The organism is Arthrobacter sp. fls2-241-R2A-172 (assembly GCF_030208885.1).
Lineage (GTDB): Bacteria > Actinomycetota > Actinomycetes > Actinomycetales > Micrococcaceae > Arthrobacter.
In genome coordinates this window covers 69,215-94,670 of the sequence record NZ_JARVTB010000003.1, presented here as the reverse complement: position 1 = coordinate 94,670, position 25,456 = coordinate 69,215, and the positions used below count along the sequence as shown (strand labels likewise).

Genomic DNA, 25,456 nt, shown 5'->3' with positions numbered 1-25,456 from the left:
AACAGACTCAGCATTCGACGACGTTGACGGCGAGGCCGCCCATCGCTGTTTCTTTGTATTTGTGGGACATGTCCTTGCCCGTTTCACGCATGGTCACGATCACCTCGTCCAACGAGACCCGGTGCGTACCGTCACCCCACAACGCCATCTTCGCCGCGTTGATCGCCTTCGCCGCAGCGATCGCGTTCCGCTCGATACACGGGATCTGCACCAACCCGCCAATCGGATCACACGTCAACCCCAGGTTATGTTCCATCGCGATCTCCGCCGCGTTCTCCACCTGACCCGGGGAACCACCCATCACCTCAGCCAAACCCGCAGCAGCCATCGACGACGCCGACCCGACCTCACCCTGACAACCCACCTCAGCACCCGAAATAGACGCCTGCTCCTTGTACAACACACCCACCGCACCGGCAGCGAGCAGGAACTTCACCACCACATCGTCCTTATCAGCCTGGGTCGCTTTATCCATGCCCGGCGCGTAATTCAACGCGTAATACAACACCGCCGGAATGATCCCCGCCGCACCATTGGTCGGAGCCGTCACCACCCGCCCACCGGAGGCGTTCTCCTCATTGACCGCCAACGCGATCAGGTTCACCCACTCCTGCCGGTACTTCGGATCGTTCCGGTCCTTGTCCTCCTTCAGGAGCCGCTCCAACCAATCCGGCGCACGACGACGGACCTTCAACCCACCCGGCAACACGCCCTCACGCTGCAAACTGGTTTCAACACAAGCCTCCATCACAGCCCAGATATGCAGCAGACCCTCCCGGATCTCCTCCTCGGACCGGGACGCCCGCTCATTAATGAACATGATGTCGCTGATCCCCAAACCCTTGGACGCGCACCGGCCCAACAACTCCGCCGCCGTCCGGAACGGCAACGGCAACTCCTTCTTGGACTCCTCCAACTCCGCCTGAGCCGCGTTCTCCTCGCCCTCCCGGACAATGAACCCACCACCGACCGAGAAAAACGTCGCCTCCTTCAGCACGTTCCCCTCGGCATCGGAGACAGCAAACTTCATCCCGTTCGTATGCCGCGGCAACACCGTCAAGGGATGCAAAACCATGTCCTCCACCGCATACGGCAACAGAACCTCACCAGCCAGGTTGAGCTTCCCCGTCTCCGCAATCGACGCCAACCGTGCCTCCACCTCATCGGGAAGGATCAACTCCGGCTCAAAACCCTCAAGCCCCAACAGGGTCGCAGTGAACGTCCCATGCCCACGACCGGTCGCCGCCAACGACCCATACAGGTCCACCCGCAACGACGCCACCGAATCAAGGACGCCAGCGTCCTTCAACTCAGAAGCGAACACCGCCCCGGCACGCATCGGGCCCACCGTATGCGAACTCGACGGACCAATGCCTACAGAGAACAGATCGAAAACACCAACAGCCATAGCCGTGATTCCTTCATAAAAACTTGAGATGTCCCGGCAGATGGTCCTGCCGGATGGCCGCTCCCGCTTGTGGCGGAAGTCAACCGAAGCACGACGCCGGATGGCCCCCAAAGGCGGCAACCCGGCGTCGCAATTTTTCAGTTACTGGTTACCACGCTACGCCCATGGAGCTCGCGTGGCGGGATACCTAGGACAGGTCTCCGCCATTCTTGGAGGCGTATTCCTCGGCGGAAAGCAGCGGACCGTCGGCCTCGGCGGCCACCTTGAACAGCCAGCCTGCACCGTAGGGATCATTGTTGATCAGTGCGGGGTCGGAAACAACGGCGTCGTTGATTTCGGTGACCTCGCCGGTGACGGGCGAGTACAGGTCGGAGACCGACTTGGTGGACTCAACTTCGCCACAGGTCTCGCCTGCGGTCACAGTGGAACCGACCTCGGGCAGGTCAACATAGACAATGTCGCCCAGTGCGTCGGTGGCAACCTCGGAGATACCAACAGACACCGAGTTCCCTTCGCCGCGGGAAACCCACTCGTGTTCGTCGGAGTACTGAAGTTCGGGCGCTACTTTGGGCATTCTGTTTCCTAACGTGTGGTGAATGAAAAACTGGCTACTTTTGGCGCTTGTAGAACGGCAAGGCAACGACCTCGAAAGGCTCGGCCTTGCCGCGCAGGTCGATGTCCAGCGCGGTTCCAACCTCGGCAAACTCGACGTCGACATACGCCAACGCTACCGGGTAGCCGAGCGTCGGGCTGGGCTGGCCGGAGGTCACTTCGCCAACAACCGCTCCGTCCTTCAGGACCGGGTAGTGGCTGCGTCCGGCGCGGCGCCCCAGGCCCTTGAGGCCAACGAGCTTGCGGCCGGTAGTGGACCCGGCCCCGTCCGCCTTCAGGGCAGCCAGGGCTTCCTTGCCCACGAAGTCGCCTTCCTTGGACAGCGCAACCACGGGCCCAAGTCCTGCGGCGAAGGGGTTGCCCTCACGGGAAAGTTCGTTGCCGTAGAGGGGCATGCCCGCTTCGAGCCGGAGGGAGTCGCGGGATGCGAGGCCGGCGGGGATGAGCTCGCCGTCATCCGCGACTGCGGCAATGGCCTGCCACAGGGCTGCGGCGGATTCATTGGGCACGAAGATCTCGAAGCCGTCCTCGCCCGTGTAGCCGGTGCGGGCCAGGAGCAGGTCCTGGCCGCTGCCGGCCACCAGGAACGTGACCTCGACGGCGGCGTAATACTTCAGTTCCGTGACCAGGGAGTGCTGCTCGGCAGGCACGAGCCGCAGCAGGATCGATTCCGCAAGGGGACCCTGGACGGCGATGAGTGAGGTCTCGGCGGAGGCGTCCTGAACCACAACGTCGAATCCGGCGGCCCGTTCGGCAAGGGCGTCAGCCACTACCTTCGCGTTGCCCGCGTTGGGGACTACGAGGAACTTGTCCTCACCTTCTTCGGGTGAGGGGCGACGGTAGGTGATGAGGTCATCGATGATGCCGCCGTCTTCCTGGCAGATCAGCGAGTACTTGGCCTTGCCGTCGGCCATGGCGGAGATTTTGCCTACCAGGGAGTAGTCCAGGAACGCAGCAGCTTCCGGCCCGGTGACCCAGACTTCGCCCATGTGGGAGAGGTCGAACAGGCCTGCGGATTTGCGGACGGCGTGGTGCTCAGCCAGCTCCGAGGAGTACTTGAGCGGCATTTGCCAGCCACCGAAGTCGGTGAAGGAGGCGCCGAGTTTCTTGTGCTCTTCGTAGAGGGCCGTGTAGTTCTCAGTCATTTTCCGGAACCCCCTAGTTCTCGAAGTCTTCGATGGGCGGGCAGGAGCAGACCAGGTTGCGGTCTCCGGCTGCGCCGTCGATGCGGCCAACGGGCGGGAAGTACTTGTCCTGCTTCAGGTGGTGGACCGGGAAGGCAGCCTGCTCACGCGGGTAGGCGCGGTCCCAGTCGGAACTTACGACGGCGGCTGCCGTGTGGGGCGCGCGGCGAAGCGGGGAGTCCTGCACGGAGAAGTCACCGGCAGCGACCTGGTCGATTTCCTTGCGGATGGTGATCATGGCTTCGATGAAGCGATCGATCTCCACGAGGTCTTCGGACTCGGTGGGCTCCACCATCAAGGTCCCTGCAACCGGGAAGGCGAGCGTGGGGGCGTGGAAGCCGAAGTCAATGAGGCGCTTGGCCACATCTTCAGCGGTGACGCCGGTCTTGGCCGTCAGTTCCCGCAGGTCCAAGATGCACTCGTGTGCCACGAGTCCACCTTCGCCGGTGTAGAGCACCGGGAAGTGGTCGTTGAGGCGGGACGCGATGTAGTTCGCAGCGAGCAGCGCGGACTTGGTTGCTTCGGTGAGGCCCTGGCCACCCATGAGCTTCACATATGCCCAGGAGATCGGCAGGACACCGGCGGAACCAAAGCGGGATGCGGAAATCGGAACGTCGTTGCCTTCGGTCCAGGAAGCCGCATCGCCCGGCATGAACGGTGCCAGGTGTGCCTTGGCGGCAACCGGACCAACGCCGGGACCGCCACCGCCATGCGGGATGCAGAAGGTCTTGTGCAGGTTCAGGTGCGAGACGTCGCCACCGAACTTGCCCGGCTGGGCAAGGCCAACAAGGGCGTTGAGGTTGGCACCGTCGATGTAGACCTGCCCGCCGGCTTCGTGGATGGCGTCGCAGACTTCGCGGACGTCGGCATCGTAGACACCGTGCGTGGACGGGTAGGTGATCATGATTGCCGAGAGGGCGTCGCGGTTGGCCTCGATCTTGGCCTTGAGGTCTACGTGGTCGATGGTGCCATCCGGCGCGGTGGCAACGACCACCACCTTCATGCCCGCCAGGACGGCAGAGGCAGCGTTGGTGCCGTGGGCGGAAGCCGGGATGAGGCAGACGTTGCGCTGCTCGTCACCGTTGGAGTGGTGGTAGCCGCGGATCGCGAGGAGCCCGGCGAGTTCACCCTGGGAACCGGCGTTCGGCTGGATGGAGACCTGGTCGTAGCCGGTGATCTCGGTCAGCTGTGCCTCGAGGTCGGTGATGAGCTCACGCCAGCCTTCTGTCTGGGAGTCCGGCGCGAACGGGTGGATGGAAGCGAACTCCGGCCAGGAGATAGCTTCCATTTCGGCCGTGGCGTTGAGCTTCATGGTGCACGAACCCAGCGGGATCATGGTGCGGTCCAGCGCGAGGTCCCGGTCGGACAGCTTGCGGATGTAACGCAGGAGCTGGGTTTCGGAGCGGTGGGTGTTGAACACCGGGTGCTGCATGAAGTCGCTGGTGCGCTCAACGGAGGATTCCAGCGCGAAGCCTTCAACGGCTTCAGTTACCGAAGCGCCGAAGACGCTTGCGACGTCGGCGACAATCGCCGTCGTCGTTGTTTCATCCACTGAGATGCCAACCGTGTCGGCGTCGACGCCGCGCAGGTTGATGCCCTTGGCCTCAGCTGCGGCCACCAGCTCGGCGGCCTTGCCCGGGACGCGGACCGTGATGGTGTCGAAGAACGAGCCGTGGAGGACCTCGACGTCGGCAGCCTTCAGGGATGCGGCCAGGGTCCGGGCGTGGTCGTGGGCGGTCTCCGCGATTGCCTTCAGTCCCTCGGGGCCGTGGTAAACCGCGTACATGGAGGCCACAATCGCCAGGAGTGCCTGGGCTGTACAGATGTTGGACGTAGCCTTCTCGCGGCGGATGTGCTGCTCGCGGGTCTGCAGCGCCAAGCGGTAGGCGGGGACACCGGCGTCGTCCTTGGAAACGCCTACCAGGCGGCCGGGCATGGAGCGCTCCAGGCCCTTCTGGACGGCCATGTACGCGGCGTGCGGGCCGCCGAAGAACAGCGGCACGCCCAGGCGCTGGGCGGAACCAACAGCGATGTCGGCGCCCTGCTCGCCCGGAGGGGTGATGAGCGTGAGGGACAGGAGGTCGGCGGCGACCGTGACCAGCGCGCCGCGCTCTTTGGCTTCAGCAATGACGGCGGAGTGATCGAACACGCGGCCGGAAACGCCGGGCTGCTGGAGGACGACGCCGTTGATGGCACCTTCCGGAAGACCGGCGCTCAGGTCGGCTACCTCAACTTCGAAGCCGAGCGCTTCCGCGCGGCCCTTCACGATCGCAATGGTCTGCGGGAGGCAGTCGGCGTCGAGGACAGTCTTGCCGTCCTGGGCGGACTTGTTCTTGTTGGCGCGGCGCATCATCAGCACGGCTTCGGCCACAGCCGTTGCTTCATCCAGGAGGGAAGCGTTGGCGATGGGCAGGCCCACCAGGTCCTGGACCATGGTCTGGAAGTTGAGGAGCGCTTCGAGGCGGCCCTGGGAGATTTCCGGCTGGTACGGGGTGTAGGCGGTGTACCAGGCCGGGGACTCGAGGATGTTGCGGCGGATCACCGGCGGCGTGACGGTGTCGTAGTAGCCCTGGCCGATCATTTGCACGGCGGTCTTGTTCTTGGAGGCGAGCTTGCGGAGCTCGGCAAGGACTTCGACTTCGCTCAGGGCGTTCTGCAGGGTGAGGGCGACGTCCTGGCGGATGTCGTTGGGGACGGCGGTGTCGACCAACGCGTCAACGGTGTCGTAGCCCACGGACTTGAGCATGGTCTCAATGTCGGCCTGGCGGCGGGCGCCAATATGCCGATCAACGAAGGTGGTGGAGGCAGAACTAACCGTCACGAAGGAACTCCATTACTTGGGCGGCGTTTGGGTACGCCACAGTGGCTGGGTTCCTCCCCGCTCTGTATTGGACCTGAGAGTTTCCGCGTTGTTGGAACAACATCGCTTGCACCGTCGGTGAGCACAGCACTCTTTCACCCTTCGGTGGTCAGAGCGCCTGCTGCTTTCCAGAGTTGCCTTGCCGCGGCGGTGCGTGGGCCTGAGAGATTCCTGGGGAGGGTTTGCTCCTACGGCGCCTGCATCACGTGCTTGCAGGACTCTCCCGCCGCAGATCATAGGCAATGTTCAGTTATAACGCGGCCCGATTTCAGGCAGGCCACAAGGGTTAATTGTCCTACGTGTGGCGCGTCGCCGCAAATGGGATGATGCGCTACTTCCGCAGCCGCTCCAGCACTCCGAGCAGGATTTTGACGTCGGCTTCCCGGCCGCCGTCGCTAGCCTCCTGGCCGCCCTCGAACATTGCGTTGAAATACAGTCCGTCGCCCATGTAGCTAACGGCCTTCGCTACCTCGGGTCCGACATCCTTGGCCAGGACATCAAGCCACTGCTTTTGGATTCCGGCAAACCTGCGACGCGTTTCTTCGTGGGCAACCTCGGCCAGCCGGGTAGCAGCGACGAAAGCGCGGTCCATCGGCGTCCCGGCCCACAATGACGTCCGGATGAAGTAGGCAGCGGCACCGTCCGGCGCGGCCCTCATCTGCTCAATGTCCTGTACTGCCAGTTGGTCCAGGCGTTCCAGGAGGGCGCTGATCAGCGACTCCTTGTTGGGGAAGTGGTACAGCAACCCGCCCTTCGAGACGCCGGCACGCTTGGCAACTGCGTCGAGCGTGGCGGCCCGCTCCCCCACCTCTATAAGGAGGGATTCGTAGGCATCCAGGACGGCGTCCCGGGCAACTGGTTTTCGTGGCATGAGTACATCATTCCCTAAAGGCTTGCTGGGGTTTAATTTGAAACTATACCGTCTGGACGGTACAGTAAAGACATGTTCTCGCCGTCCTCCACCCAAGCTCCCAGTTCAGCTCGTCCCGTCATGGGCCCTGCACCGTGGCGCGACTGGACGGCCCTGGCACTCCTGATGTTCCCGGTACTGCTGGTGGCCGTCGACAACACCGCGCTCACCTTTGCCCTGCCCGAGATCGCCCGATCCCTCGATGTCGGTGGCGTGCAACTGCTCTGGATCGTTGACGCCTACCCCTTGGTCCTGGCCGCACTCCTCGTCTCCATGGGCAACCTCGGCGACAGGATCGGCCGACGGCGGCTGCTTCTGATCGGCAGCACGGGCTTTGCTGCGGTTTCGGCTGCTACTGCGTTCGCGCCCTCAGCAGAATGGCTGATTGGCGGACGCGCCGCCCTTGGCGTTTTCGGCGCCATGCTGATGCCCTCAACGCTTTCCCTGATCCGGAACATCTTCACCGACCCCAACCGCCGCCGGCTCGCTATTGCCGTGTGGGCGGCCGGGTTCTCAGGCGGTGCTGCCCTCGGGCCGATCTTCGGCGGTTGGCTGGTGGAACACTTCTGGTGGGGTGCCGTCTTCCTGGTGGCAGCCTTCCTGCTGCTGCCGCTGCTCGCCTTCGGAAAGGTCCTGATCCCCGAGTCCAAAGACGCGAACCCGGGCCGCGTGGATGTCCCCAGCATCGCTTTGTCCATCTTGACCATGGCTCCGTTTGTCTACGGCATCAAAGAATTCGCAGTGCACGGCTTTGGGGCATCAGCCGCGGCGTTCATGCTTTTCGGTCTGGTGATGGGTGTCCTCTTCGTCCGACGCCAGCAGAGGATCGACAGCCCGATGCTGGATGTCAGCCTGTTCAAGAACAAGGTATTCAGTACGGCAATCGTTGCCAACGTACTTTCCCTCTTCTCCATGACCGGCTTCATCTACTTCTTCGCCCAGCACCTGCAATTGGTTGAGGGCCAGTCCCCCATGGAGGCGGGTATCGCAATGATCCCGGCCCTCCTGGCAACAGTCATCGCCGGACTGCTGGTGGTGCCCCTGGTCAAAAAGGTCCGGCCCGGTTTTGTGGTGGCCGGAGGGTTGACGCTCAGTGCCGTTGGCTACCTCGTGGCTGTTGTGGGCGACCACGGCAGCGGCCCCGTGTTCCTCCTGTCAGCCCTCACAGTTCTTGCTGTTGGCGTGGGTGCGGCGGAGACCATCTCCAACGACCTCATCCTGGCCTCCGTACCGGCTGACAAATCCGGGGCAGCATCAGCCATCTCGGAGACCGGTTACGAGTTGGGTTCGCTGTTGGGAACGGCTGTCCTTGGTTCCATCCTCACGGCCTCCTACCAGCACAACCTGGTCATACCTGACGGCGTGTCCGGCCACGCCGCCGAAAAGTCCGGGGAAACCCTGGCCGGCGCCGTTGACGTTGCTTCCACGCTCCCAGCGCCCTTGGCTGAAGCCTTGACGGCCTCGGCACGCGTCGCCTTTGACTCCGGCGTCCACGTCACTGCGGCGATTGGGCTGGTACTCATGGCAGGAGCGGCAGCCCTTGCCGCCGTCGTACTCCGGCGTGTCCCCAAGGCGCACTAGCCGAGTCTACGCAAGGAGGCCGGGTCGCTGAGCGGCCCGGCCTCCTTCGCGTCAGTGTCTAAACGGCGCTGTTGAGTGAGGTCCCCAGGCTAAAGCCGCGGGTGATTCCACCCGTGGTTGCCGCGGCAAGGGATGAAAGATAGTCATTGCGGCGGCGGGCTGTGATGCGCGATTCCGGTTCGAAAACCTGGTCGGGCGAATCGGCGTAATGGGCCGCCAGGCCGTCGCGCATGAGCCGGATCCCCTCAGCCCGCTGCTGCGAGACGGCGGCATGCGTGGAACCCAGTTCCTCGGCAAGCTCCTTCACGGACCGTCCCGCGAGATAGATTTCCTGGACGACGAAGCGCATTTTTTCGGGGAGGGCATCGACGGCGGCACGCAGGTACTTGATCCGCTCATCAGCCAGCACCGAGTGTTCCGGGGAATCCGTGGGGGACGCAACCGTGTCCGCCACCACCTCATCCAGTGAAGTCAGCGTCCGGGATGCGTCCACCAGGGCAGCTTCAACATGGCTACGCTCGACACCCAGGGCCGAAGCCATCTCGGCGACGCTGGGACCCCGTCCCAGCATGCTGGTCAAGGTCTCCTGGACGCCCAGGGTTTCCTTGATCCGCTTGCGGGCCGACCGCGTAGCCCAATCTCCGGCTCTCATCTCGTCCGCAAAGGCACCTACGATCCGGCGGCGCGCGAAAGCACCGAACGGAACACCGAGGTCCGGATCGAAGGAATCAGCAGACGTTATCAGGGCAACGGCACCGACAGAAGCAAAATCATCGCGCGATAAATGCGACGCGCGCGCGCAAAGGTCAGAGACCAGGTAACCAACGAGCGGAAGGTGCTGCAACACCAGCTCGTTGCGCTGTTCGCGATTCAAAAGTGAGTCCCCCCATGAGACCGGATTATTGAGTTGCAAACCCGACTTCTTTGCCGTTTCGCCGATGTCCAGAGACCAATCAGAGCATCGTTGTTGAGCGTTCAATCAGGTACGTATTCAGTGAACATACCACCTCAAAAGCTCCCTGCGTGTACGCTCGACAGAAGTAAAGATAAACCCTGCCAAATTGTGATTTTGGCGGGCCATAAAATGAATTGGGGAACCGTGGGGGCGGACGAGCTATCGGCAACGCTGTGGCGCGAACGGAGGCAGCTGGATTTCCTGCTTTTCCTCCTCGAAACACAGCTCCTGCATCTCCGGGCAGGCAACTGGCACCGGTTGACCTTCACCGCGGCCGAACTCGAAAAAGTCCTGGAAAATCTACGTTTCGAATCCCTCGCACGCGGCGTGGAAGCCTCCGCGCTGGCCGCCGAATGGAAAGCCCCCGATCAATCCACCCTTCCATCCCTTATTTCGCTGGCGCCCCCGGGACTGTGGCCCGAACTCCTTGACGATCACCGCCGGGGACTGACTGCGTTGTTGGCAGGAATTGACCTTGCCGTTGCCCGGAATGTCGAGCTGTTGAAAGCCCCACCGGACGTGGCCGGGATACCGTCGCCGGGCACCGATGAGGCACTGGTTAGCGACGTTGCGGACTTGGACCTCCTGGCCCGTGATTCGAACATCCAACGCGCCTTGGCTGCAGTGCGCTCGGCTACCCTGCCCACGCTGCGCGATTTCCTGGAGCTGGACTAGCCCCCCCTCGACGCTCCATCACATCCCGGCGCCTTCCGCCCAACCCTCCATCACAACCCACCCCCATCAGCCCAACCCTCACTCACAACCCACCCCCATCACCCCAACCCTCACTCACAACCCACCCCCAATCAGCCCATTCAGCCCAACCCTCCATCACAACCCACCCCCGTCAGCCCAACCCTCCATCACAACTCTGCGCCTTTGGCAGTAGACGCCCATCCGTGAACCGCATTTACTGCGCCACCATGGGTGGCGAGCTCTTCCCGCGGATCCCAAGGCCCGGCGTCGACCTTCCCCAGGAGGACGCATCCGGCTCAACCGGGCGGGACGTGAGAGAGGATCCCCGCCCAACTGGGCGGGACGTGAGAGAGCGCCCCGCCCAACACGGTGGAACGTGAGAGAGCGTCCCGCCCAACACGGCGGGAGGTGAGAGAGCGTCCCGCCCAACACGGCGGAACGTGAGAGAGCGTCACGCCCAATAGGGCGGGATGTGAATGAGGGTCAGGCTTTGGGGGCAGGCGGGCGGAGGGCCGCCAGGAGTTCCTCGGCGTCGGGGCCGGCCTGGGTTGCTGCCAGGTTGGCTGCGGCGATGGCTTCCACCACCTCGCTGCGCTGGATGGACACTCCGCGGGGAGCCTCGATTCCGATCCGGACGCCGTCGCCGCGCCCTTCCATGACGGTGATGACAATGTCGTCCCCGATCATGATCTTTTCGCCCGGCTTACGCGTCAGTACCAGCATGCTTTCAATTTACCTTTCCGAGGACGGATGCGGTGGCGGGTTTGCCATCTACCCAACCGACAGGAATGTCCAGCGTATCCACCGTTTGCGGACTCGCGGTTTCCGAGGCACCGATGACGGCGAGCGCGTCAACACCCAATGACTCCCCTGCCACGACACGCTGGAGTGCCTGTACCCAGGCCTGGGTGTCTTCCGCTTTGTGCCGGGCGTCGACCACCACCCACATTTGGTCGGCGGCCAGGAGGGAGATGTCCGCGCCATGTGATGGCACGTCCCCCGGGCGTCCGAGCCCGAACGCAACCACCACAGTCTGGCCGGTGAGGACGGCCTGGGCGCGTGCCGCCGTCGTGCCTTGCCTTCCTTGGACGTGAAGGTGGCCGAAGGCGGTGAGCCTGCCCGCGGTGCGGACATCCGAGCCTCCGGCGGCTATGGACATTTCCAGTGCGGGTCCGAGCGCGTCGTCGCCGAGGCCCAAGAGGACGATGAGGTTACCGTCGCCTGTTATGGGCTGCGGAACCTTCGGCATGGGCTTATCGGCCGACGGCGGCATGGTCACCAGGGCCGGCACGGAGGGGGACGGACCGGCCGGCTGGAGTTCCTTGCCGAGTTGTTCCAGCAGGCCCGCGAAGTCCGGGGATGCGGTGGAGACCGGCGCGGGCGTGGGCTGGTGCATCTCAAGCTCGGCGGCGTCGGCTCGCTCCAGGAGTGCCGCGATGGCTGGCCCGTGGAGCTCGTGAACGGGACTTGGCTCAACAAGCCGGGCAGTCAGCGGCGCCTGCTGGCCAGCAGGTTCCGGGACGTCCGACACCTCCACCGTGGCTTCGAACCTGGCTGCGGCGAACAGCCCCACGATTCCCGGATTGGTGACCTTCTCGGCGGAGACTACGCGCGCACCGGGTCCGTACTGCTTGAGTGCTTTGGCGCGAATGGCTTCCAGCGACGCACCGCTAAGCTTGTAGCGCTTCTGCATGGCGGACCACCCCCACCGTCTCGATACGGATGTTGGCGGAGGTCACTTCGCGATACGAGAGGACGGGGACACCGCCGTCGGGGGCTGCGACGAGCCGCCGGATCGCGGGACGGAGGGCTGGTGCACACACAAGCACGGCTTCCCGGCCGGCAGCAGCGGCTCCGTCGGCAGCGGACTTCAGGGAGTTCAGGACACTGTCCAATTTCGCCTGGCCCATGACAATCTGGGTCCCGCCTTCGCCTGGACGCATGTCCTCCAACATGGACTGCTCCAACAACGGATCGATCATGATCACGTTCAGGACCGCCCCGTCCATGTACCTGTCCGCAAGCACCGGACCCAGCGCGTGGCGGGCCGATTCCACCAGCGATTCGGGGTCGGTGGAAACCTTGGCCCGCAACGCCAGTGCTTCGTAGATCCGCGGGAGGTCGTTGATGGGGACCTGCTCTTCGAGGAGTCCTTGGAGCACGCGCTGGATTTCGGCCAGGGACAGCAGGGCAGGCGTGAGTTCTTCCACGGCGGAGGGGCTCTGCTTCCGGACCCCTTCTGTGAGCACCCGGACGTCTTCGCGGGTCAGGAGCCGGGCCGCGTTTGCGGTGATGATCGAGGACAGGTGCGTTACCAGGACGGAGACCCGGTCAATGACCGTGGCTCCGGTCATTTCGGCGCTGTGCCGCATTTCCGTTGGAACCCATTTGCCGGAGAGACCAAACACCGGTTCCACGGTTGCGGTGCCCGGCAACGCGTCCAGGAATTCGCCCAAGGCAAGCAGCTTGCCCGACGGTGCCACTCCCCTTCCAGCCTCGACGCCGGCGATGCGGATGGCATAGGTGGACGGCGGCAGGTCCATCGCGTCGCGTGTGCGGACGGGAGGGACCACGAGCCCCAGTTCCATGGCGATCTTGTGCCGGAGGGAGCGTACCCGCGCCAGCAGGTCATCGGAGGCGCCGGAAACAATGTCCACAAGGTCCGGTGCGAGCAGGATCTCCACGGGATGGACGCGCATATCTTCCATGAGCCGCTCGTTGGGGTCCTCCTCCCCGGTCAAAGCTGCTGCGTTCTCTGCCTCCTGCGTTTCGGCCTGGAGTTTTTGTGCGCTGGCTACGCGCCTGGAAGCGAGGACCAGCAGCGCGCCCACCACCACGAACGGAAGGATGGGCATGCCGGGAATGAGGGCCATGCTGCCGGCAGCCAGGCCTGCGATCAGCAGGGCGTTGGGTGACTGCATGAGCTGCGAAGAAGCCGTGCGGCCCATGTCTTCTTCGGCATTGGACCGGGTGACGATCATGCCGGTGGAGACGGCCATAAGCAGTGCAGGAATCTGGGTGACCAAGCCATCGCCCATGGTCAGGAGACCGTAGGTGTTCAGGGCATCGCCGGCATCCATGCCGCGCTGCAGCACGCCAATGGCGATTCCGCCCACGAAGTTGATGATGATAATGATGATGCCCGCGATGGCATCACCCTTGACGAACTTCGAAGCACCATCCATGGCGCCGTAAAAGTCGGCTTCAGCGGACACTTCGGCACGCCGTTTCCGGGCTTCGGCGTCGGTGATGAGTCCGGCGTTGAGGTCCGCGTCGATGGCCATCTGCTTGCCGGGCATGGCATCCAGGGTGAAGCGCGCGCCCACCTCGGCAACACGTTCGGCACCCTTGGTGACCACCACGAACTGGATGACCACCAGGATCAGGAACACCACGGCGCCGATGATCAGCGAACCACCAACCGTGACCTTGCCGAACGCCTCGATGACCTGGCCCGCGAACCCCTGGCCCAGTACCAACCGGGTGGACGCCACGTTGAGTCCCAGCCGGAAGAGCGTAGCCACGAGCAGCAGCGACGGGAAGACGGAGAAGTCCAGGGGCTTCTTCACGAACATGCTGGTCAGCAGGATCAGCAACGCCAGGAGGATGTTGCACACGATCAGGAAGTCCAGCAGCGCGGCCGGCAGCGGAACAACCAGTAGCAGCACAATTCCTACGATGCCAACCGGCACGGAAAGCCGGGCGAACTTGTTGTTCTTCATGCCTTCATACTTTCTTTCATCTGATGGATTCCCCGTGCAGTTCCGCGTTTCTTCAGCGACATCACAAAGGCCAACACTCCGGCGACCGAGCGGTACAGCTCAACCGGGATCTCCTGGCCCAACTCGCAGGCCGAGTGCAGGGCCCGCGCCAAGGGGATGTCCTGGACCATGGGCACACCCTTGGCTTCGGCTTCCTCCCTGATGCGGGCAGCGATCAGCCCTGAGCCTTTTGCCACGACGCGCGGTGCCGATTTACCGGCGTCGTACTTCAACGCAACTGCCACGTGCGTCGGGTTGACCAGCACGACGTCCGCTTCCCCAATGGCGCCGATCATGCGGTTGCGGCTCATGCTGAGCTGGCGTGAGCGCCGTTGGGATTTGATCAGGGGGTCGCCGTCGGTGTTCTTGTTCTCGTCCTGGACTTCCTTCTTGGACATCCGCGTTTTCTTGCGGTTGCGGCGCATCACCACGAAGATGTCCGCCGCTGCCAGCACCAGCCCTGCGGCGACGGCGAACTGGATGAGCGCGCCAATTCCCCCCGCAGCCGCTGCCAATATCCCGGCAACCGGAAGCCCGCCAGCGGTCAACAGCACCGGCATCAGTCCCTGCACCACGGCGTAAAGGACAAGACCCACGACGGCGGTCTTCAGGAGCGCTTTGACGCCTCCCCATAGTGCCTGGCCGCCGAACATGCGTTTGAAACCGGCGAGCAGGTTGAAATGCTCAAACTCGGCCCGGAACTTCTTGAAGCGGATGCCACCCTGCAGGGCCGAGCCTGCCAGCACCACGACGGTGACAACCAAGAGCAAGGGCCCCAGGATTCCGGCCAGGGACCCCAGCCCTGCTTCGAGTGCAGCAACGGCTTTCGCGGGATCAGGCTGCGCGATGACGCTTTTCACGGTGAAGAGCTGGTCGACGGCCGCGTTTGTGGCGTGATCGATGGTTGCCGGGAGCATCGCAGCGGCGGCCCCCACTGCCAGCCAGGCCATAAGGTCCTGGGACCGGGACAGTTGCCCCTTTTCCCGTACCTCGCGCATGCGTTTGTCGGTGGCTTGTTCGGTCTTCTCTTGTGAATCCGCCACTAGCCCACCCCCATCAAAGTGTTGGCTGCCTGCTCGGCCAGGGTGGCCACGAGCCGGGGCAACGCCAGGAACAGGAAGCCTGCCAGTGCCAGGGTGATGAAGATCTTGAGCGGAAAGCCGAGCGAGAAGGCGTTGAGTGCCGGGGCCACGCGCGTCAGGAGTCCCAGTCCGACGTCGGCGAGCACCAGGACCACAAGGAGCGGACCGGCGATCTGCACGGCGGCGAGGAACATGCCTGTTACGGCGCCGATCATGGCCTCAATGGGCTGGCTGAGGTCGATGCCACCAGCCAAAGGCAGGGCGTTGAAGCTACCCATGAGGCCGCCAAGGACCATCTGGTAGCCGTCCGAGGCGAAAAGGAGTGCAAGGGCGGCCATTTGGAGGAGCCGGGTGAACTGGGCACCATTGACCATCATTTGGGGGTCGAACGCCTGGGCCATTTGGAAACCGCTGAAGAGGTCCACCAAGCTGCCTGCGGACTGGATCGCTGCGAAAATCACCATCACCAGGAAGCCCAGGACCAGGCCGGTGACCAGCTCAAGGACCACGGCCATGACGAATCCTGCCGTGTCCGACGGGACGGCTCCGGACGAGAGCCGCTGGGAGACGGCCAACCCCAACCCGATCCCGAGCATGGCCTTGATGCGGGTGGGGATGGCGTGGTGGGCGAACGGCGGAGCAACCACCAGGAAGGCTGTCATGCGAACCGATGCCAGCAAGAGGACCTGGATCCACGACTGGTCGACGGGGATGTCCACCTCACGCTCCGCCGATCAGGCCGGGGATGCGGGCGAACAGCTCATTGGTGAAAGCCACCATTTCCGAAATCATCCAGTGGCCACAGACCACCAAGGCGATCGCTACTGCAACAGCCTTGGGGACGAATGACAACGTTGCTTCCTGCAACTGCGTGATGGACTGCAGGAGCGAAATCGCCAGTCCCACCACCAGTGCGGTTACCAATGTGGGTGCGGCGAGCTTGGCTGCGACGATCATGGCCTGGAGGCAGATGTCCAGGACTGCATTGGTATCCATCAGCCGCTCGAATAGCTCTGGATCAGGGACGTGATGACCAGTCCCCAACCGTCCACCAGGACAAACAAAAGGATCTTGAACGGCAGCGAGATCATCACCGGAGGAAGCATCATCATGCCCATGGACATGAGCGCAGCGGATACCACGAGGTCGATGACCAGGAAGGGGATGAAAATGACGAAGCCGATAATGAACGCGGCACGCAGTTCCGAAATCATGAAGGCCGGAACCAGTGTCTGGAACGGCACGGCTTCAGGGTTGGCGGGGTTGTCCATCTTCGCGGCCCGGGTCATCAGCGCGATGTCCTCTTCCCGTGTGTGGGCCAGCATGAAGTGTTGGAGCGGAGACCAACCCGCGGACATTGCACCGTTGAAGTCCAGCCCGCCGTTCAGGTATGGCTGCACGGCCGCTGTATTGATGTCCGAGACGACGGGCCACATGACGAACAAGGAGAGGAACAGCGCGAGTCCGGCCAGGACCTGGTTGGGCGGGATAGCCGGCAAGGAGAGGGCGTTCCGGGTCATCGCCAGCACCACGAAGATCTTGGTGAAGGACGTCATCATGAGCAGCAGCGCGGGGGCTACGGAAAGCAGCGTGATCCCGATCAGTGTTACGACCGCCGTGGAGGGTGTCCCGTCGAGGCCGTTGATGTCTATGCTGACGTTCCCGGAACCGGGTGCCGCAGGTGGAGTTGGAGGCGTGGGCTGCGTGGGATCGATGGGGGTTGCCTGGGCGGCTGCCATTCCAAGCAACAGCAGAACGCCCGTGAACAACACGACTGCCGCAGCAGAGAACAACTGCGGCAGGGCGCGCCGGCGTGCGGCAGGAAATGGCCGGCCCGGCAGGCCGAACCCAGCAGTTCGGATCAATTGCGGCGTCCCCGGATGGCATCCGAGGCTTGCCGCCAAGTGGAAGCGGACAGGATGGAGCCATGCAGGGGGTGCTCCGGCATTTGGCCTCGACGGTGGAGTTCGCTCCGACGCCGAAGCACCGGCAGCGAGTCCGTTACCGGCTCCGGAAGCGACCCAGTGAGCGGCTGCGGACGAAGTTCAGGCTGGGGGCGACCCGATGCCTGCCGGAACAGCTCCGCGAAGCTCCCGGCCGACTGGGCTCCCACTGCTTCCTCCGGCTCCGGCGTTATGGCAGGAGTGTCACCGCTGTGGAGCACTGTCACCGCGTGCTCGGTGACGCCCAACAGGAAACGCTTGTCCCCGGCGTCGACCACCACCACTGACGCTTTCTGGCCTACCACCTGACGGCTCACGACCGTCAGCGCGGCATCCGCGCGCCGGCGGCCTTTGCCCTTACCGAGGCGCTTCTGCACCAGCCAGATGAAGCCCAGCACAGCTCCGAGGGCCACTAGCACCCGCAGCCCGAGGATCATTGTGTCCATCTACAGTGTTCCCTCGGACCCGTCCAGGATGCGGGTGATGCGCACTGCATAGTCCTGGTCCACCACCACAACTTCGCCATGGGCGATCAGCCTGCCGTTCAGCAGCACATCCGCCGGTGCACCGGCTGACCGGTCCAGTTCAATGACCTTCCCGGGCTCGAGTGCCAGGGCGTCCCGCACTGACATCCGGGTACGGCCGATCTCCACGGTCAACGCCATCTCAACGCTGCTGATCAGGCCCAAGCGGGCAGCCAGCTCGTTACCTTGTCCACGGGCACCGGCATCAGTGCCAGTACCGTTGTCCCGCACACGGACAGCGAACCAGCCGAAGGGGGCACCGCCGTCGTTCAGTTCAAAAACCGCAGTATCGGGGTCCGAGAGCAGCGCGGCTGAGTCCTCCTCGCGCACCTCACCCAGCACGCCGGCGTCGAACGCTGACGCGGCCTGTTCCAGAGCGGGACGCAGAACGTCGCCGGCCTGCACGGCATGCTGGACCGCACCACCCAGCCCGGCTCCACCGGCGGCGGCCAGGAACGACCGGTCCACCAGCAGCAGCGCAAAATCGGCCGTCAAGGCTCCAACAAACGTGGCAGTGACGGCCGGAGAAGCATAGGCGGCCGCGTCCTGCGCAGGAACGATGCCGGCAACACGGAGGGTGGATGCGCTGGGCAGGTGCAGCGCGAGGCGCTCGGCAGCAGCCGCCTGCAGGGTCAAAATGTTGCTCATCGCTGATGCTCCTCGGTTGTGACGATGACTGCGGCGGCGCGGGAGCCGTTGCGGGCGGCCGCGGCGGTGGCCAGGCGGGTGCCGTTGATGGTGACATCGAACGGACGGTTTTCAAGGTGCGGCAGCGGCAGGACATCTCCGACGGCGAGACCCAGGATCTGTGCGGGCGTCACCGGTGCGGCGGTCAACTGTACGGCCACATCCACCGGCACCTGCGCCAGTTGGGTGCGGACCAGTGCTTCGTTGTCGACGCTGTGGACCATGGGGTTTACATCGCCGAGCCTGGACAGCAGCACGTCGGCAGGAACTGCCAAGGTGGCCGCGCACTGGGTTTCCCCCACGTTGACGTTGAAGGACGCCACGATCATGAGCTCGGAGGGGGCGGCCGCCTGCGCGAACTGGGAGTTGTACTGGATGCCGTCCATCGTCACGGCCTGCGTCAGAAGGTTGCCCAGAGAGTACCGGAGGTCTTCCAGCACTTCCTCCACCATCCGGGAAACCAGTGCGTGTTCGATCTGGGTGAACTTCCGCTCCGGCACTGCGGTTTCCGTTGAACCCCCGAGCATCCGGCTCAGCCACGACAGGGCGGCCGTAGCGGGGAACTGGATGACCAGGCGGGATTCGCTGCCATCAATCCTGCAGAGCACCATGGACGTGACCGAAGGGAGGGAGGCCGAGTATTCGTCGTAGCTCTGCATGCTCAGCTGTTCCAGCGTGGCCGTGGACTTCAACCGCACCTTGGCTGTGAGCTGCGTACCCCACTGCCGGGCGAAGGTTTCGAAAGCAACTTCCAGGACCCGGCTATGCTGGCGCGGCAAAGTGGTGGGTCGACGGAAGTCGTAGACCTCTACGGTGCGCTGGCGTACCGCCGCGCGATCTTCCTGTTCTCCCACGGACGGCACTATCGGCACGTCGGAGAAGCGCGTAAGACGTTTCCCGCTACGACTATTTGGACTCTATTTCGCAGCTTTCGCCGCCGCCGCGGATTCCATGGTCTGGGCTTCTATCGCGCCGGGAATCAGCGCACGCACATCCTCCGGGCTGGAGGACAACAACACCACGTCCACGCGGCGGTTCAACTCCATGAGCTCCTCGGTGGAGTCGTCCGTCACCTGGCGTGCGGCACCAAAAGCCACTGCGCCGATCCGACCAGGCGGCATGCCGGCGTCGTCCACAAAGTACCGCAGGACGTTGACGGAACGGGCCGCCGACAGCTCCCACGTGGATGCATAGGCCGTGATTCCCTTGGCTGCGTGGCCCTCCACCATGACTTCAAGCCCGGAGCCCACCACGGTGGGTGCGATGGTCTTCAGGATCTCGAGGGCGCGGTTGGTCAGGTCCGGCATGTCCGGTTGGAAGAACGTCTGGGAGCCCACCAGTTTCACGGACAGACCCCGCTCGCCGACGTCGAACTGCACGTTTGCGCCAAGGCCCTGGGCATCGAGTTTGGCCTTCATTTCGTGCTCAAGGGCGGTGAGCTTGTCGGCTTCCTTGATGGCCAAATCCAGTGCCGAAAAACCTTCGCCGTCGGAAGCAGCGAGCTCCGCCGGGACCACAACGCCAGTAGCCGTATCCACTTTCTGGCTGATCTGGGTGCCGAAGCCCGTGGCCAGCGAATTGCGCAGCTTCTCGAACTTATCCTGATCCACCGAGGACATGGCGAACAGGACAATGAACATGCACATCAGCACCGTGACCATGTCCATGTAGGAAGCCATCCAGCGTTCGTCGACGTGGTGCTCCTCGGGCTGGGCACCCCGCCTCCTCCGGGTCCTCATGCTGCCTTGGACGCCGGCAACTTACCGGACTTGCCGCCGTCGTCCGCTTTTCCGTCTTTGGACTTGGCCTTGGCCCCTGCGGGCGCCATGGCCCGGAGCCGTTCGGCCAGAAGCAGCGGCTGGGTGCCGTTCTGCACAGCGAGCAGGCCCTCCATGAGGAGCGTCATGCGTTCGATTTCCAGCTCGGAGAGGCGCTTGAGCTTGGCACTCAACGGCAGCCAGATGAAGTTCGCGGACAGCAGGCCCCAGAGGGTGGCAACGAAGGCTGCCGCGATCATCGGCCCCAAATGGTCGGGCGATGAAAGGTTCTCCAGGACGTGCGTCAAGGAGACCACCGTGCCGATGATGCCGATAGTGGGCGCGTACCCGCCCAGGGCCGCGAAGAACTTGGACGACACGTGGTCGGCACGCATTTTGGTGTCGATTTCGTCCTCCATGAGCAGGCGCAATTCCTCAGCGTCCGTCCCGTCGGCGATGTTCTGGAGGGAGCGCTGCAGGAACGCATCCTTGGCGTTGTTGGCCTCCTCCTCCAAGGAAAGGAGGCCCTCGCTGCGGGCCTTCTCTGCGAGGCGGACCAACTCGTCGATGCTCTCCGTGGGCTTGGCGGGCTTGCCGAGGAAGGCCTTGGGAACGTCCTTGAAGGCCTTCCTGACATCCGCGAGCGTGTTCCCTGCCAGGCCCACCGCGATGGTGGCGCCGAAAACCAGGATCATTGGTGCCGGCAGGAGCAGCGACATGAGGTTCGCGTGCTCCAGGGTGACCATGGCCACCACGGATGCGAAGGCCAGCAGCAGGCCAAGAATTGTCATCGACTACGTTCCGTTCGGGTGGTTGTTCGGCTGCGGGCCGGGCTCGGGCGCGGGCTGCGGCGCGTCGGCCGGGCCAGGCTCGGGCGCGGGCTGCGGCGCGTCGGCCGGGCCAGGCTCAGGCTCGGGCTCGGGCTCGGGCTCGGGCGACCGGACCAGGCTCAGCGGATACCCTGTGCGTGCGGGAAGATCCTGGGCACGGCGAAGGACACTGGCACGGTAATCCGCGATCAGCTCCACCACCTCGGCGAGCGATTCCCGCACGACGTAAGCGGCGCCGTCGAGAGTCACCAAGTGGGTGTCCGGACTCTCGTGGATCCGTTCAAGGATGTCCGGGTTCACGGCGAAGCGTGTGCCGTTGAGGCGGGTGACAACGATCATGGGCCGTTTCTGGTCAGGGTGTGGCTGGAAGTGGTGCTGTCCCCTACTGTCGGCCGGACCGGGCCGGGCGTTAGCTTGCGTGCAGCCCTCTCCCGTCCTTGTTCGGTTATCCGCACGTACTACGCGGCTGGAATCCGGACAAGGACGGGATCTGCTTAGCGCTTCAGGTTGCTCAGTTCCTGCAGGACCTCGTCCGAGGTGGTGATGATGCGGGCATTCGCCTGGAAACCACGCTGGGCCACAATCAGGTTGGTGAACTCCTGGGACAGGTCCACGTTGGACATCTCCAGCGAACCCGAAGCCAGCGAGCCAAGACCGCCTTCACCGGCAACCCCAAGCTGGGCCGCACCCGAGTTGGCCGTGGCAACATACGCGGAGCCGCCGGCCTTCTCCAGGCCTTCGGGGTTGGTGAATCGCGCCAGGGCCACGCGTGCCAGGACTTCCTTGGCACCGTTACTGAAGGACCCCACCAAGGAACCGTCGCCAGCCAACGTGAACGACTCGAGTTCGCCCGCTTCCGCGCCGTTCTGGCCGGTAACGGAGAGGGTACTCATCTGCGCGAAGCCGGTGACCGCGCCCATGTTCACCGTGATTCCACCAACCGTCATCGTCCCGCCGGACGTCAAAGCACCGTTGGCGAAGGTCAAGGTGCCCGTTCCATTGGCTCCGTTGGCGTCCGCACCGGCCACATTCCAGCCCGTGGCCGAACGGCTGAACGTCAGGGTGAGGCTGCGCTCCGCCCCGTTGGCGTCGTACACCTTCACCTGGCGCTCCACGGAGGTGCCCACAGCGGCGTCGGAAGGCAGGTTGCCGCCCAAGGTGGCGTTCGTCGTCGCAACTGCCGGCGCGGTGGTGCCCGGCGACAACGTGATGGGCCCCGTTGCCCCGCCCGGGTTGACCACGCCGTTGGTGGCCGTCCAGCCCTGGAGGATGCCGCCGTCGGGACTGACCAAGCGGCCCGCAGCGTCCATCTGGAAGTTACCCGCGCGGGTGTAGTACTGCTGGGTGCCCTTGCCGGTGACGAAGAAGCCCTCACCGGAGATCATCAGGTCCGTGCCGCGGCCGGTGCTCTGCGACGATCCCTGGCCGAAGTTGGTGCTCACGCCGGCCACCCGGACTCCGAGACCGATCTGTGCGGGATTGGAACCGCCCACGTTCTGCTGCGGTCCCGCCGCGCCCTGCGTCATCTGGGAGAGCGTGTCCTGGAACTGGGCGGACGAGGACTTGTAGCCGGTGGTGTTCACGTTGGCGATGTTGTTGCCGGTGACGTCGAGCATGGCCTGGTGGGCTCGGAGGCCGGAAATTCCGGAGTACAGCGAACGGAGCATGGTGTTGCCTTTCTTCGGTTTTGGTTCGGGGTAAGTATTTTTGGGGATCAGGTGGTCTTCTTGGGCTCGACGGCCGCTGGTGCCGTCATGCCGGTGATCAGGTCCAGGGGCACTTTGGCCTGGCCCACGCTCACGGTGGGGACACCGTCCGCGAACGACACCGCACTGGCGACGCCCGCGCCCTTGGTGCCGTCGGCGAGCGTATAGCTCACCTCGGTTCCGATGATCTGCGCCGCAGCGCTTCGCATCTGCAGCGAGAAGCTCTCCTTGGACCCGGCTGTCAGCTCGGTCATCTTCTCCATCATGGAGAGCTGCACGGACTGGCTCATCATCTGGTTGGTGTCCATGGGGGCACTGGGGTCCTGGTACCTCAGCTGGGTGACCAGCAAGGACATGAAGACCTCCGAATCCATGGCCTTGACCGGGCTTCTTGGGGTGCTGCCCGGGGCTGCGCCGTTGTTGGCCGCGATTGCGGGAATGGTTGTCATACTCGTCTCTTTCGTCAGGCCAGGATGTCCAGGCGGTTCGGGCTACCCGGGCGGCGTACGACGCCGGGTGGCAGCTGTGGTTGGGCATCGGCACCTTCGTGCCCCGCTTCGCCCGGCCCTTGCTCGTTGGGGCCTCGCTCGATGGTCCCTTGTTCGCCGTGCCCTTGTTCGCCGGGCCCTTGGGTGCGGGTGTCCGGGTCACGTGTTCCGCTGCCGGGACCTGAGCCCTGCCCTGTTCCTTGGCCGGGATCCCGTCCGCTGCCTTGCCCGGGATCCCGGCCGGCGTCGGGTGGGCTGTTCTGTGAAGAGAGGCTCAGGCTCGCGCCGGAGTCTTCGAGGCTTCGTCGGAGCTCCGGAAGGACATGCCGCACTGCGTCCCTGCCCGCGTCCCCGGGTGCGAACAGTTCGATTCGCACGCCCGCGGCGTCGATGTGGGCCCTGACCGTGAGGGGTCCCAGGTCGTCCGGGGCAACACGCAACGTCATCACGTGCTCCCCGTGTCCTGCCGATGCCAGCGAAAAAAGTGGTGCGGCGAGCTGGGGTGCGAGGGCCGGTTGGGGTGCGCTAGCCAGCGGGGTTGGGGTAGCCGGCTGGGTTGGGATGGTGTTGAGCTGCGGGGGTACAGGCTGCAGGCTCGGGGGAATTTGCGAAGCCTGCGTGACTTGGGGTGCCTGGAGCGGGCCCGATTCGACGCTTACCTGCTGGTTAGACGCAAAGAAGCGTCTGTCGTGCAGCGATCCGTCGAATTGGAGGGCCGGCGACAGCACCGAAGCAGCGCCCACCCCTACCCCTGCACTGGTGCCCACCCCTACCCCTGCACTGGATGGAGGAATGGGCTGCGTCGCCTGGGGGCCGGAGGCAGCGGCAAGCCCAGCGCTCCCGGCAAGCCCAGCCGCACCAGCACCCGCCGCGTTCCCGGCCAAGCCGCCGTTCCCGGCAAGCCCAGCCGCACCAGCACCCGCCGGGTTCCCGGCAAGCCCCGTATTCCCGGCAAGCCCAGCCGCACCAGCACCCGCCGCGTTCCCGGCCAAGCCGCCGAGCCCGGGCACACCCGATTCGGGGGTTTGCTGCGAATCGTGCCGTGCGTTCGGCACACTCCGCAGCGAAGCATCGAATTGGAGAGCACCAGAAAGCGCCGGAGGGGCATCAACTGCTACCCCGAAGCTAGGAACCATGGCCCCGGGCACGCCCATTTCGACGGCTTGCTGCCCATTAGACGGTAGGAATCGTCTAACCGGCAGCGAAGCGTCTAAATGGGTGGCCGAAGGAATCCCGGACACGCCAACATCTCCCTCAACCCGGGCCAATCCCGGCACCCCGGCAGCCACATAAACACCAGCGGGCACAGCAGACACAAGTGCATCCGATTCGGGGGCTTGCTGCGAATCGTGCCGTGCGTTCGGCACACTCCGCAGCGAAGCATCGAAACGGACAGAGGAAGAGACCTCAAACCCTCCCCCGGCACTGGCCACGCTCGCACCGGGCACGCCCCGCTCGGGGGTTTGCTGCGAATCGTGCCGTGCGCCCGGCACACTCCGCAGCGGAGCATCGAAACGGGCATCCCCGGCAATCCCGAAAGGAAGCGCGGGAAGAGCATCCGCCGCTCCCCCCGGGCCACCCACAGAATCCCCGGCCGCGTCCGTTTCGATGGCCTGCTGCGAATTAGACGGCAGGGAACGTCTATCCTGCAGCGCACCGTCGAGCTGGCCGGCGGGTTGGGCTTCGGCTGCCATCACGGCCTCGAATGCGCCGTCGTCCCCTGGGCCATGAGGCATCCGGGCGCCGGAACCAAGCTGGGGACCCAGGAACCGCAGCCCCGCGGCAAAGGCGGACATCAGGCCACCCCGGCCGGAACAATCCGACGGATCGAGGTCAGGTTGGAGTACTTTTCCCAGGCGTCCCGGATCTGGATGGTCTGCCCGGGCACGGGTGCGTCGATGGCTTTCCCGTTGCCCAGGTAGATGGAGATGTGCTCTCCGCCGTAGCTGACAAGGAGGTCCCCTGGCTTCGCTTCGGCCAGGGAGGCCACAGGGGTTCCTTTCTTCATCTGGTCGCTGACCACCCGGGGTAGTTCCACGCCCAGGTCCTTGAAGACCCTTTGCACGAATCCGGAACAGTCCATGCCTACTGCCGGGTTGGTTCCACCCCAGACGTAGGGCACGCCGATGTACTTCTTGGCTGCTGCAACCACGGCGTCACCCGACGTCGTGCCGCCGCTGCCGCCGACTGCCGCCGCTCCGGTGGCCGCCGTCGTGCTTCCCAAGGCCGCGTTCGAAGAAGTCGCACTCCCTACGGCCGGCAGCAGGGAACCCAGGCCTGAAGCAAGGGAAGTGGAGGTACCCATCGCGCTGCTCAACGCGGAGGCGAAGGACGCAGCGTCGGAGGCTGAGGTGGCTGAGGCAGCCGAGCTCCCAGCGGAGGCTGAAGAGGCTGGGGTAGAACGGGTCGGCGATGTCAGCTGTTGCAGGGACGCTTCGATGTTCTGTATCCGCCCAATGGCGTCGGTCATGC

The 25,456-nt window shown here is 64.4% G+C and carries 25 protein-coding genes and 2 riboswitches; of the genes, 2 read left to right on the top strand and 23 right to left on the bottom strand.

Features of this window, described 5'->3' with window-relative positions; all coding sequences use genetic code 11:
- Positions 1–7 precede the first annotated feature (7 nt).
- From QRM57_RS05995 to QRM57_RS05975, 5 genes are all read right to left on the bottom strand, one after another.
- Positions 8–1,408 (bottom strand): L-serine ammonia-lyase, encoded by a 1,401-nt coding sequence (locus QRM57_RS05995; RefSeq protein WP_284985919.1) that lies wholly within the window; start codon positions 1,406–1,408, stop codon positions 8–10.
- Between the two features lie 187 nt (positions 1,409–1,595).
- The gene (gene gcvH / locus QRM57_RS05990) at positions 1,596–1,982 is read right to left on the bottom strand and encodes a glycine cleavage system protein GcvH (protein ID WP_257368931.1); all 387 of its coding nucleotides are present in this window, start codon (positions 1,980–1,982) and stop codon (positions 1,596–1,598) included.
- A 34-nt stretch (positions 1,983–2,016) separates the two neighbouring features.
- A complete protein-coding gene (gene gcvT, locus QRM57_RS05985) occupies positions 2,017–3,165 on the bottom strand; it encodes a glycine cleavage system aminomethyltransferase GcvT (protein ID WP_284985918.1) in 1,149 nt (382 codons plus the stop codon).
- Between the two features lie 13 nt (positions 3,166–3,178).
- Positions 3,179–6,025: an aminomethyl-transferring glycine dehydrogenase gene (gene gcvP, locus QRM57_RS05980; RefSeq protein WP_284985917.1), complete on the bottom strand. Its 2,847-nt coding sequence runs from the start codon at positions 6,023–6,025 to the stop codon at positions 3,179–3,181.
- Positions 6,026–6,077: 52 nt separating this feature from the next.
- Positions 6,078–6,201: riboswitch (glycine riboswitch) on the bottom strand.
- A 1-nt stretch (position 6,202) separates the two neighbouring features.
- A riboswitch (glycine riboswitch) is annotated at positions 6,203–6,300 on the bottom strand.
- Between the two features lie 95 nt (positions 6,301–6,395).
- A complete protein-coding gene (locus QRM57_RS05975) occupies positions 6,396–6,935 on the bottom strand; it encodes a TetR/AcrR family transcriptional regulator (RefSeq protein WP_284985916.1) in 540 nt (179 codons plus the stop codon).
- A 72-nt stretch (positions 6,936–7,007) separates the two neighbouring features.
- Here QRM57_RS05975 and QRM57_RS05970 point away from each other — a divergent pair, with 72 nt between their 5' ends.
- Positions 7,008–8,555, top strand: coding sequence for an MFS transporter (locus QRM57_RS05970; RefSeq protein WP_284985915.1), 1,548 nt, complete (start codon positions 7,008–7,010; stop codon positions 8,553–8,555).
- Positions 8,556–8,613: 58 nt separating this feature from the next.
- Here QRM57_RS05970 and QRM57_RS05965 read toward each other — a convergent pair whose 3' ends face one another.
- Entirely contained in the window at positions 8,614–9,429 is an 816-nt protein-coding gene (locus QRM57_RS05965) for a sigma-70 family RNA polymerase sigma factor (RefSeq protein WP_284985914.1), read from the bottom strand.
- A 210-nt stretch (positions 9,430–9,639) separates the two neighbouring features.
- Here QRM57_RS05965 and QRM57_RS05960 point away from each other — a divergent pair, with 210 nt between their 5' ends.
- Positions 9,640–10,185 (top strand): flagellar protein FlgN, encoded by a 546-nt coding sequence (locus QRM57_RS05960; protein WP_284985913.1) that lies wholly within the window; start codon positions 9,640–9,642, stop codon positions 10,183–10,185.
- 504 nt (positions 10,186–10,689) lie between these two features.
- Here QRM57_RS05960 and csrA read toward each other — a convergent pair.
- From csrA to QRM57_RS05875, 17 genes are all read right to left on the bottom strand, one after another.
- Positions 10,690–10,929, bottom strand: a complete 240-nt coding sequence (gene csrA, locus QRM57_RS05955; RefSeq protein ID WP_235518896.1) for a carbon storage regulator CsrA — start codon at positions 10,927–10,929, stop codon at positions 10,690–10,692.
- A gap of 4 nt (positions 10,930–10,933) precedes the next feature.
- Positions 10,934–11,899 (bottom strand): hypothetical protein, encoded by a 966-nt coding sequence (locus QRM57_RS05950; protein WP_257368938.1) that lies wholly within the window; start codon positions 11,897–11,899, stop codon positions 10,934–10,936.
- A complete protein-coding gene (locus QRM57_RS05945) occupies positions 11,877–13,928 on the bottom strand; it encodes a flagellar biosynthesis protein FlhA (RefSeq protein ID WP_257368939.1) in 2,052 nt (683 codons plus the stop codon). The genes QRM57_RS05950 and QRM57_RS05945 overlap by 23 nt, the downstream gene beginning before the upstream one ends.
- The gene (locus QRM57_RS05940) at positions 13,925–15,010 is read right to left on the bottom strand and encodes an EscU/YscU/HrcU family type III secretion system export apparatus switch protein (protein ID WP_284985912.1); all 1,086 of its coding nucleotides are present in this window, start codon (positions 15,008–15,010) and stop codon (positions 13,925–13,927) included. The genes QRM57_RS05945 and QRM57_RS05940 overlap by 4 nt, the downstream gene beginning before the upstream one ends.
- A complete protein-coding gene (locus QRM57_RS05935; RefSeq protein ID WP_284985911.1) occupies positions 15,010–15,768 on the bottom strand; it encodes a flagellar biosynthetic protein FliR in 759 nt (252 codons plus the stop codon). Before QRM57_RS05935 ends, QRM57_RS05940 begins: the two co-directional genes overlap by 1 nt.
- A 1-nt stretch (position 15,769) precedes the next feature.
- Entirely contained in the window at positions 15,770–16,045 is a 276-nt protein-coding gene (fliQ, locus tag QRM57_RS05930) for a flagellar biosynthesis protein FliQ (RefSeq protein WP_159708780.1), read from the bottom strand.
- Positions 16,045–16,788 (bottom strand): flagellar type III secretion system pore protein FliP, encoded by a 744-nt coding sequence (gene fliP / locus QRM57_RS05925; RefSeq protein WP_235519720.1) that lies wholly within the window; start codon positions 16,786–16,788, stop codon positions 16,045–16,047. The genes fliQ and fliP overlap by 1 nt, the downstream gene beginning before the upstream one ends.
- Positions 16,789–16,910: 122 nt before the next feature.
- Complete coding sequence (gene fliO / locus QRM57_RS05920) at positions 16,911–17,438, bottom strand: flagellar biosynthetic protein FliO (RefSeq protein WP_284985910.1); 528 nt, start codon at positions 17,436–17,438, stop codon at positions 16,911–16,913.
- A complete protein-coding gene (gene fliN / locus QRM57_RS05915) occupies positions 17,439–18,164 on the bottom strand; it encodes a flagellar motor switch protein FliN (RefSeq protein WP_284985909.1) in 726 nt (241 codons plus the stop codon).
- A complete protein-coding gene (locus QRM57_RS05910) occupies positions 18,161–19,057 on the bottom strand; it encodes a flagellar motor switch protein FliM (RefSeq protein ID WP_284985908.1) in 897 nt (298 codons plus the stop codon). Before QRM57_RS05910 ends, fliN begins: the two co-directional genes overlap by 4 nt.
- A 63-nt stretch (positions 19,058–19,120) precedes the next feature.
- Positions 19,121–19,942: an OmpA/MotB family protein gene (locus QRM57_RS05905; RefSeq protein ID WP_284985907.1), complete on the bottom strand. Its 822-nt coding sequence runs from the start codon at positions 19,940–19,942 to the stop codon at positions 19,121–19,123.
- Positions 19,939–20,751: a motility protein A gene (locus QRM57_RS05900; protein ID WP_284985906.1), complete on the bottom strand. Its 813-nt coding sequence runs from the start codon at positions 20,749–20,751 to the stop codon at positions 19,939–19,941. Before QRM57_RS05900 ends, QRM57_RS05905 begins: the two co-directional genes overlap by 4 nt.
- A 3-nt stretch (positions 20,752–20,754) precedes the next feature.
- Positions 20,755–21,129 carry a flagellar FlbD family protein gene (locus tag QRM57_RS05895; RefSeq protein WP_284985905.1) on the bottom strand — a complete coding sequence of 125 codons (375 nt, stop codon included), beginning with the start codon at positions 21,127–21,129 and terminating at the stop codon, positions 20,755–20,757.
- Positions 21,130–21,284: 155 nt separating this feature from the next.
- Positions 21,285–22,457, bottom strand: a complete 1,173-nt coding sequence (locus tag QRM57_RS05890) for a flagellar hook protein FlgE (protein WP_235518879.1) — start codon at positions 22,455–22,457, stop codon at positions 21,285–21,287.
- Positions 22,458–22,504: 47 nt separating this feature from the next.
- Positions 22,505–22,945 carry a flagellar hook assembly protein FlgD gene (locus tag QRM57_RS05885; protein WP_284985904.1) on the bottom strand — a complete coding sequence of 147 codons (441 nt, stop codon included), beginning with the start codon at positions 22,943–22,945 and terminating at the stop codon, positions 22,505–22,507.
- Positions 22,946–22,959: 14 nt separating this feature from the next.
- Positions 22,960–24,780, bottom strand: a complete 1,821-nt coding sequence (locus QRM57_RS05880; protein ID WP_284985903.1) for a flagellar hook-length control protein FliK — start codon at positions 24,778–24,780, stop codon at positions 22,960–22,962.
- Complete coding sequence (locus QRM57_RS05875; RefSeq protein WP_284986233.1) at positions 24,780–25,454, bottom strand: C40 family peptidase; 675 nt, start codon at positions 25,452–25,454, stop codon at positions 24,780–24,782. The genes QRM57_RS05880 and QRM57_RS05875 overlap by 1 nt, the downstream gene beginning before the upstream one ends.
- Positions 25,455–25,456: the final 2 nt, after the last annotated feature.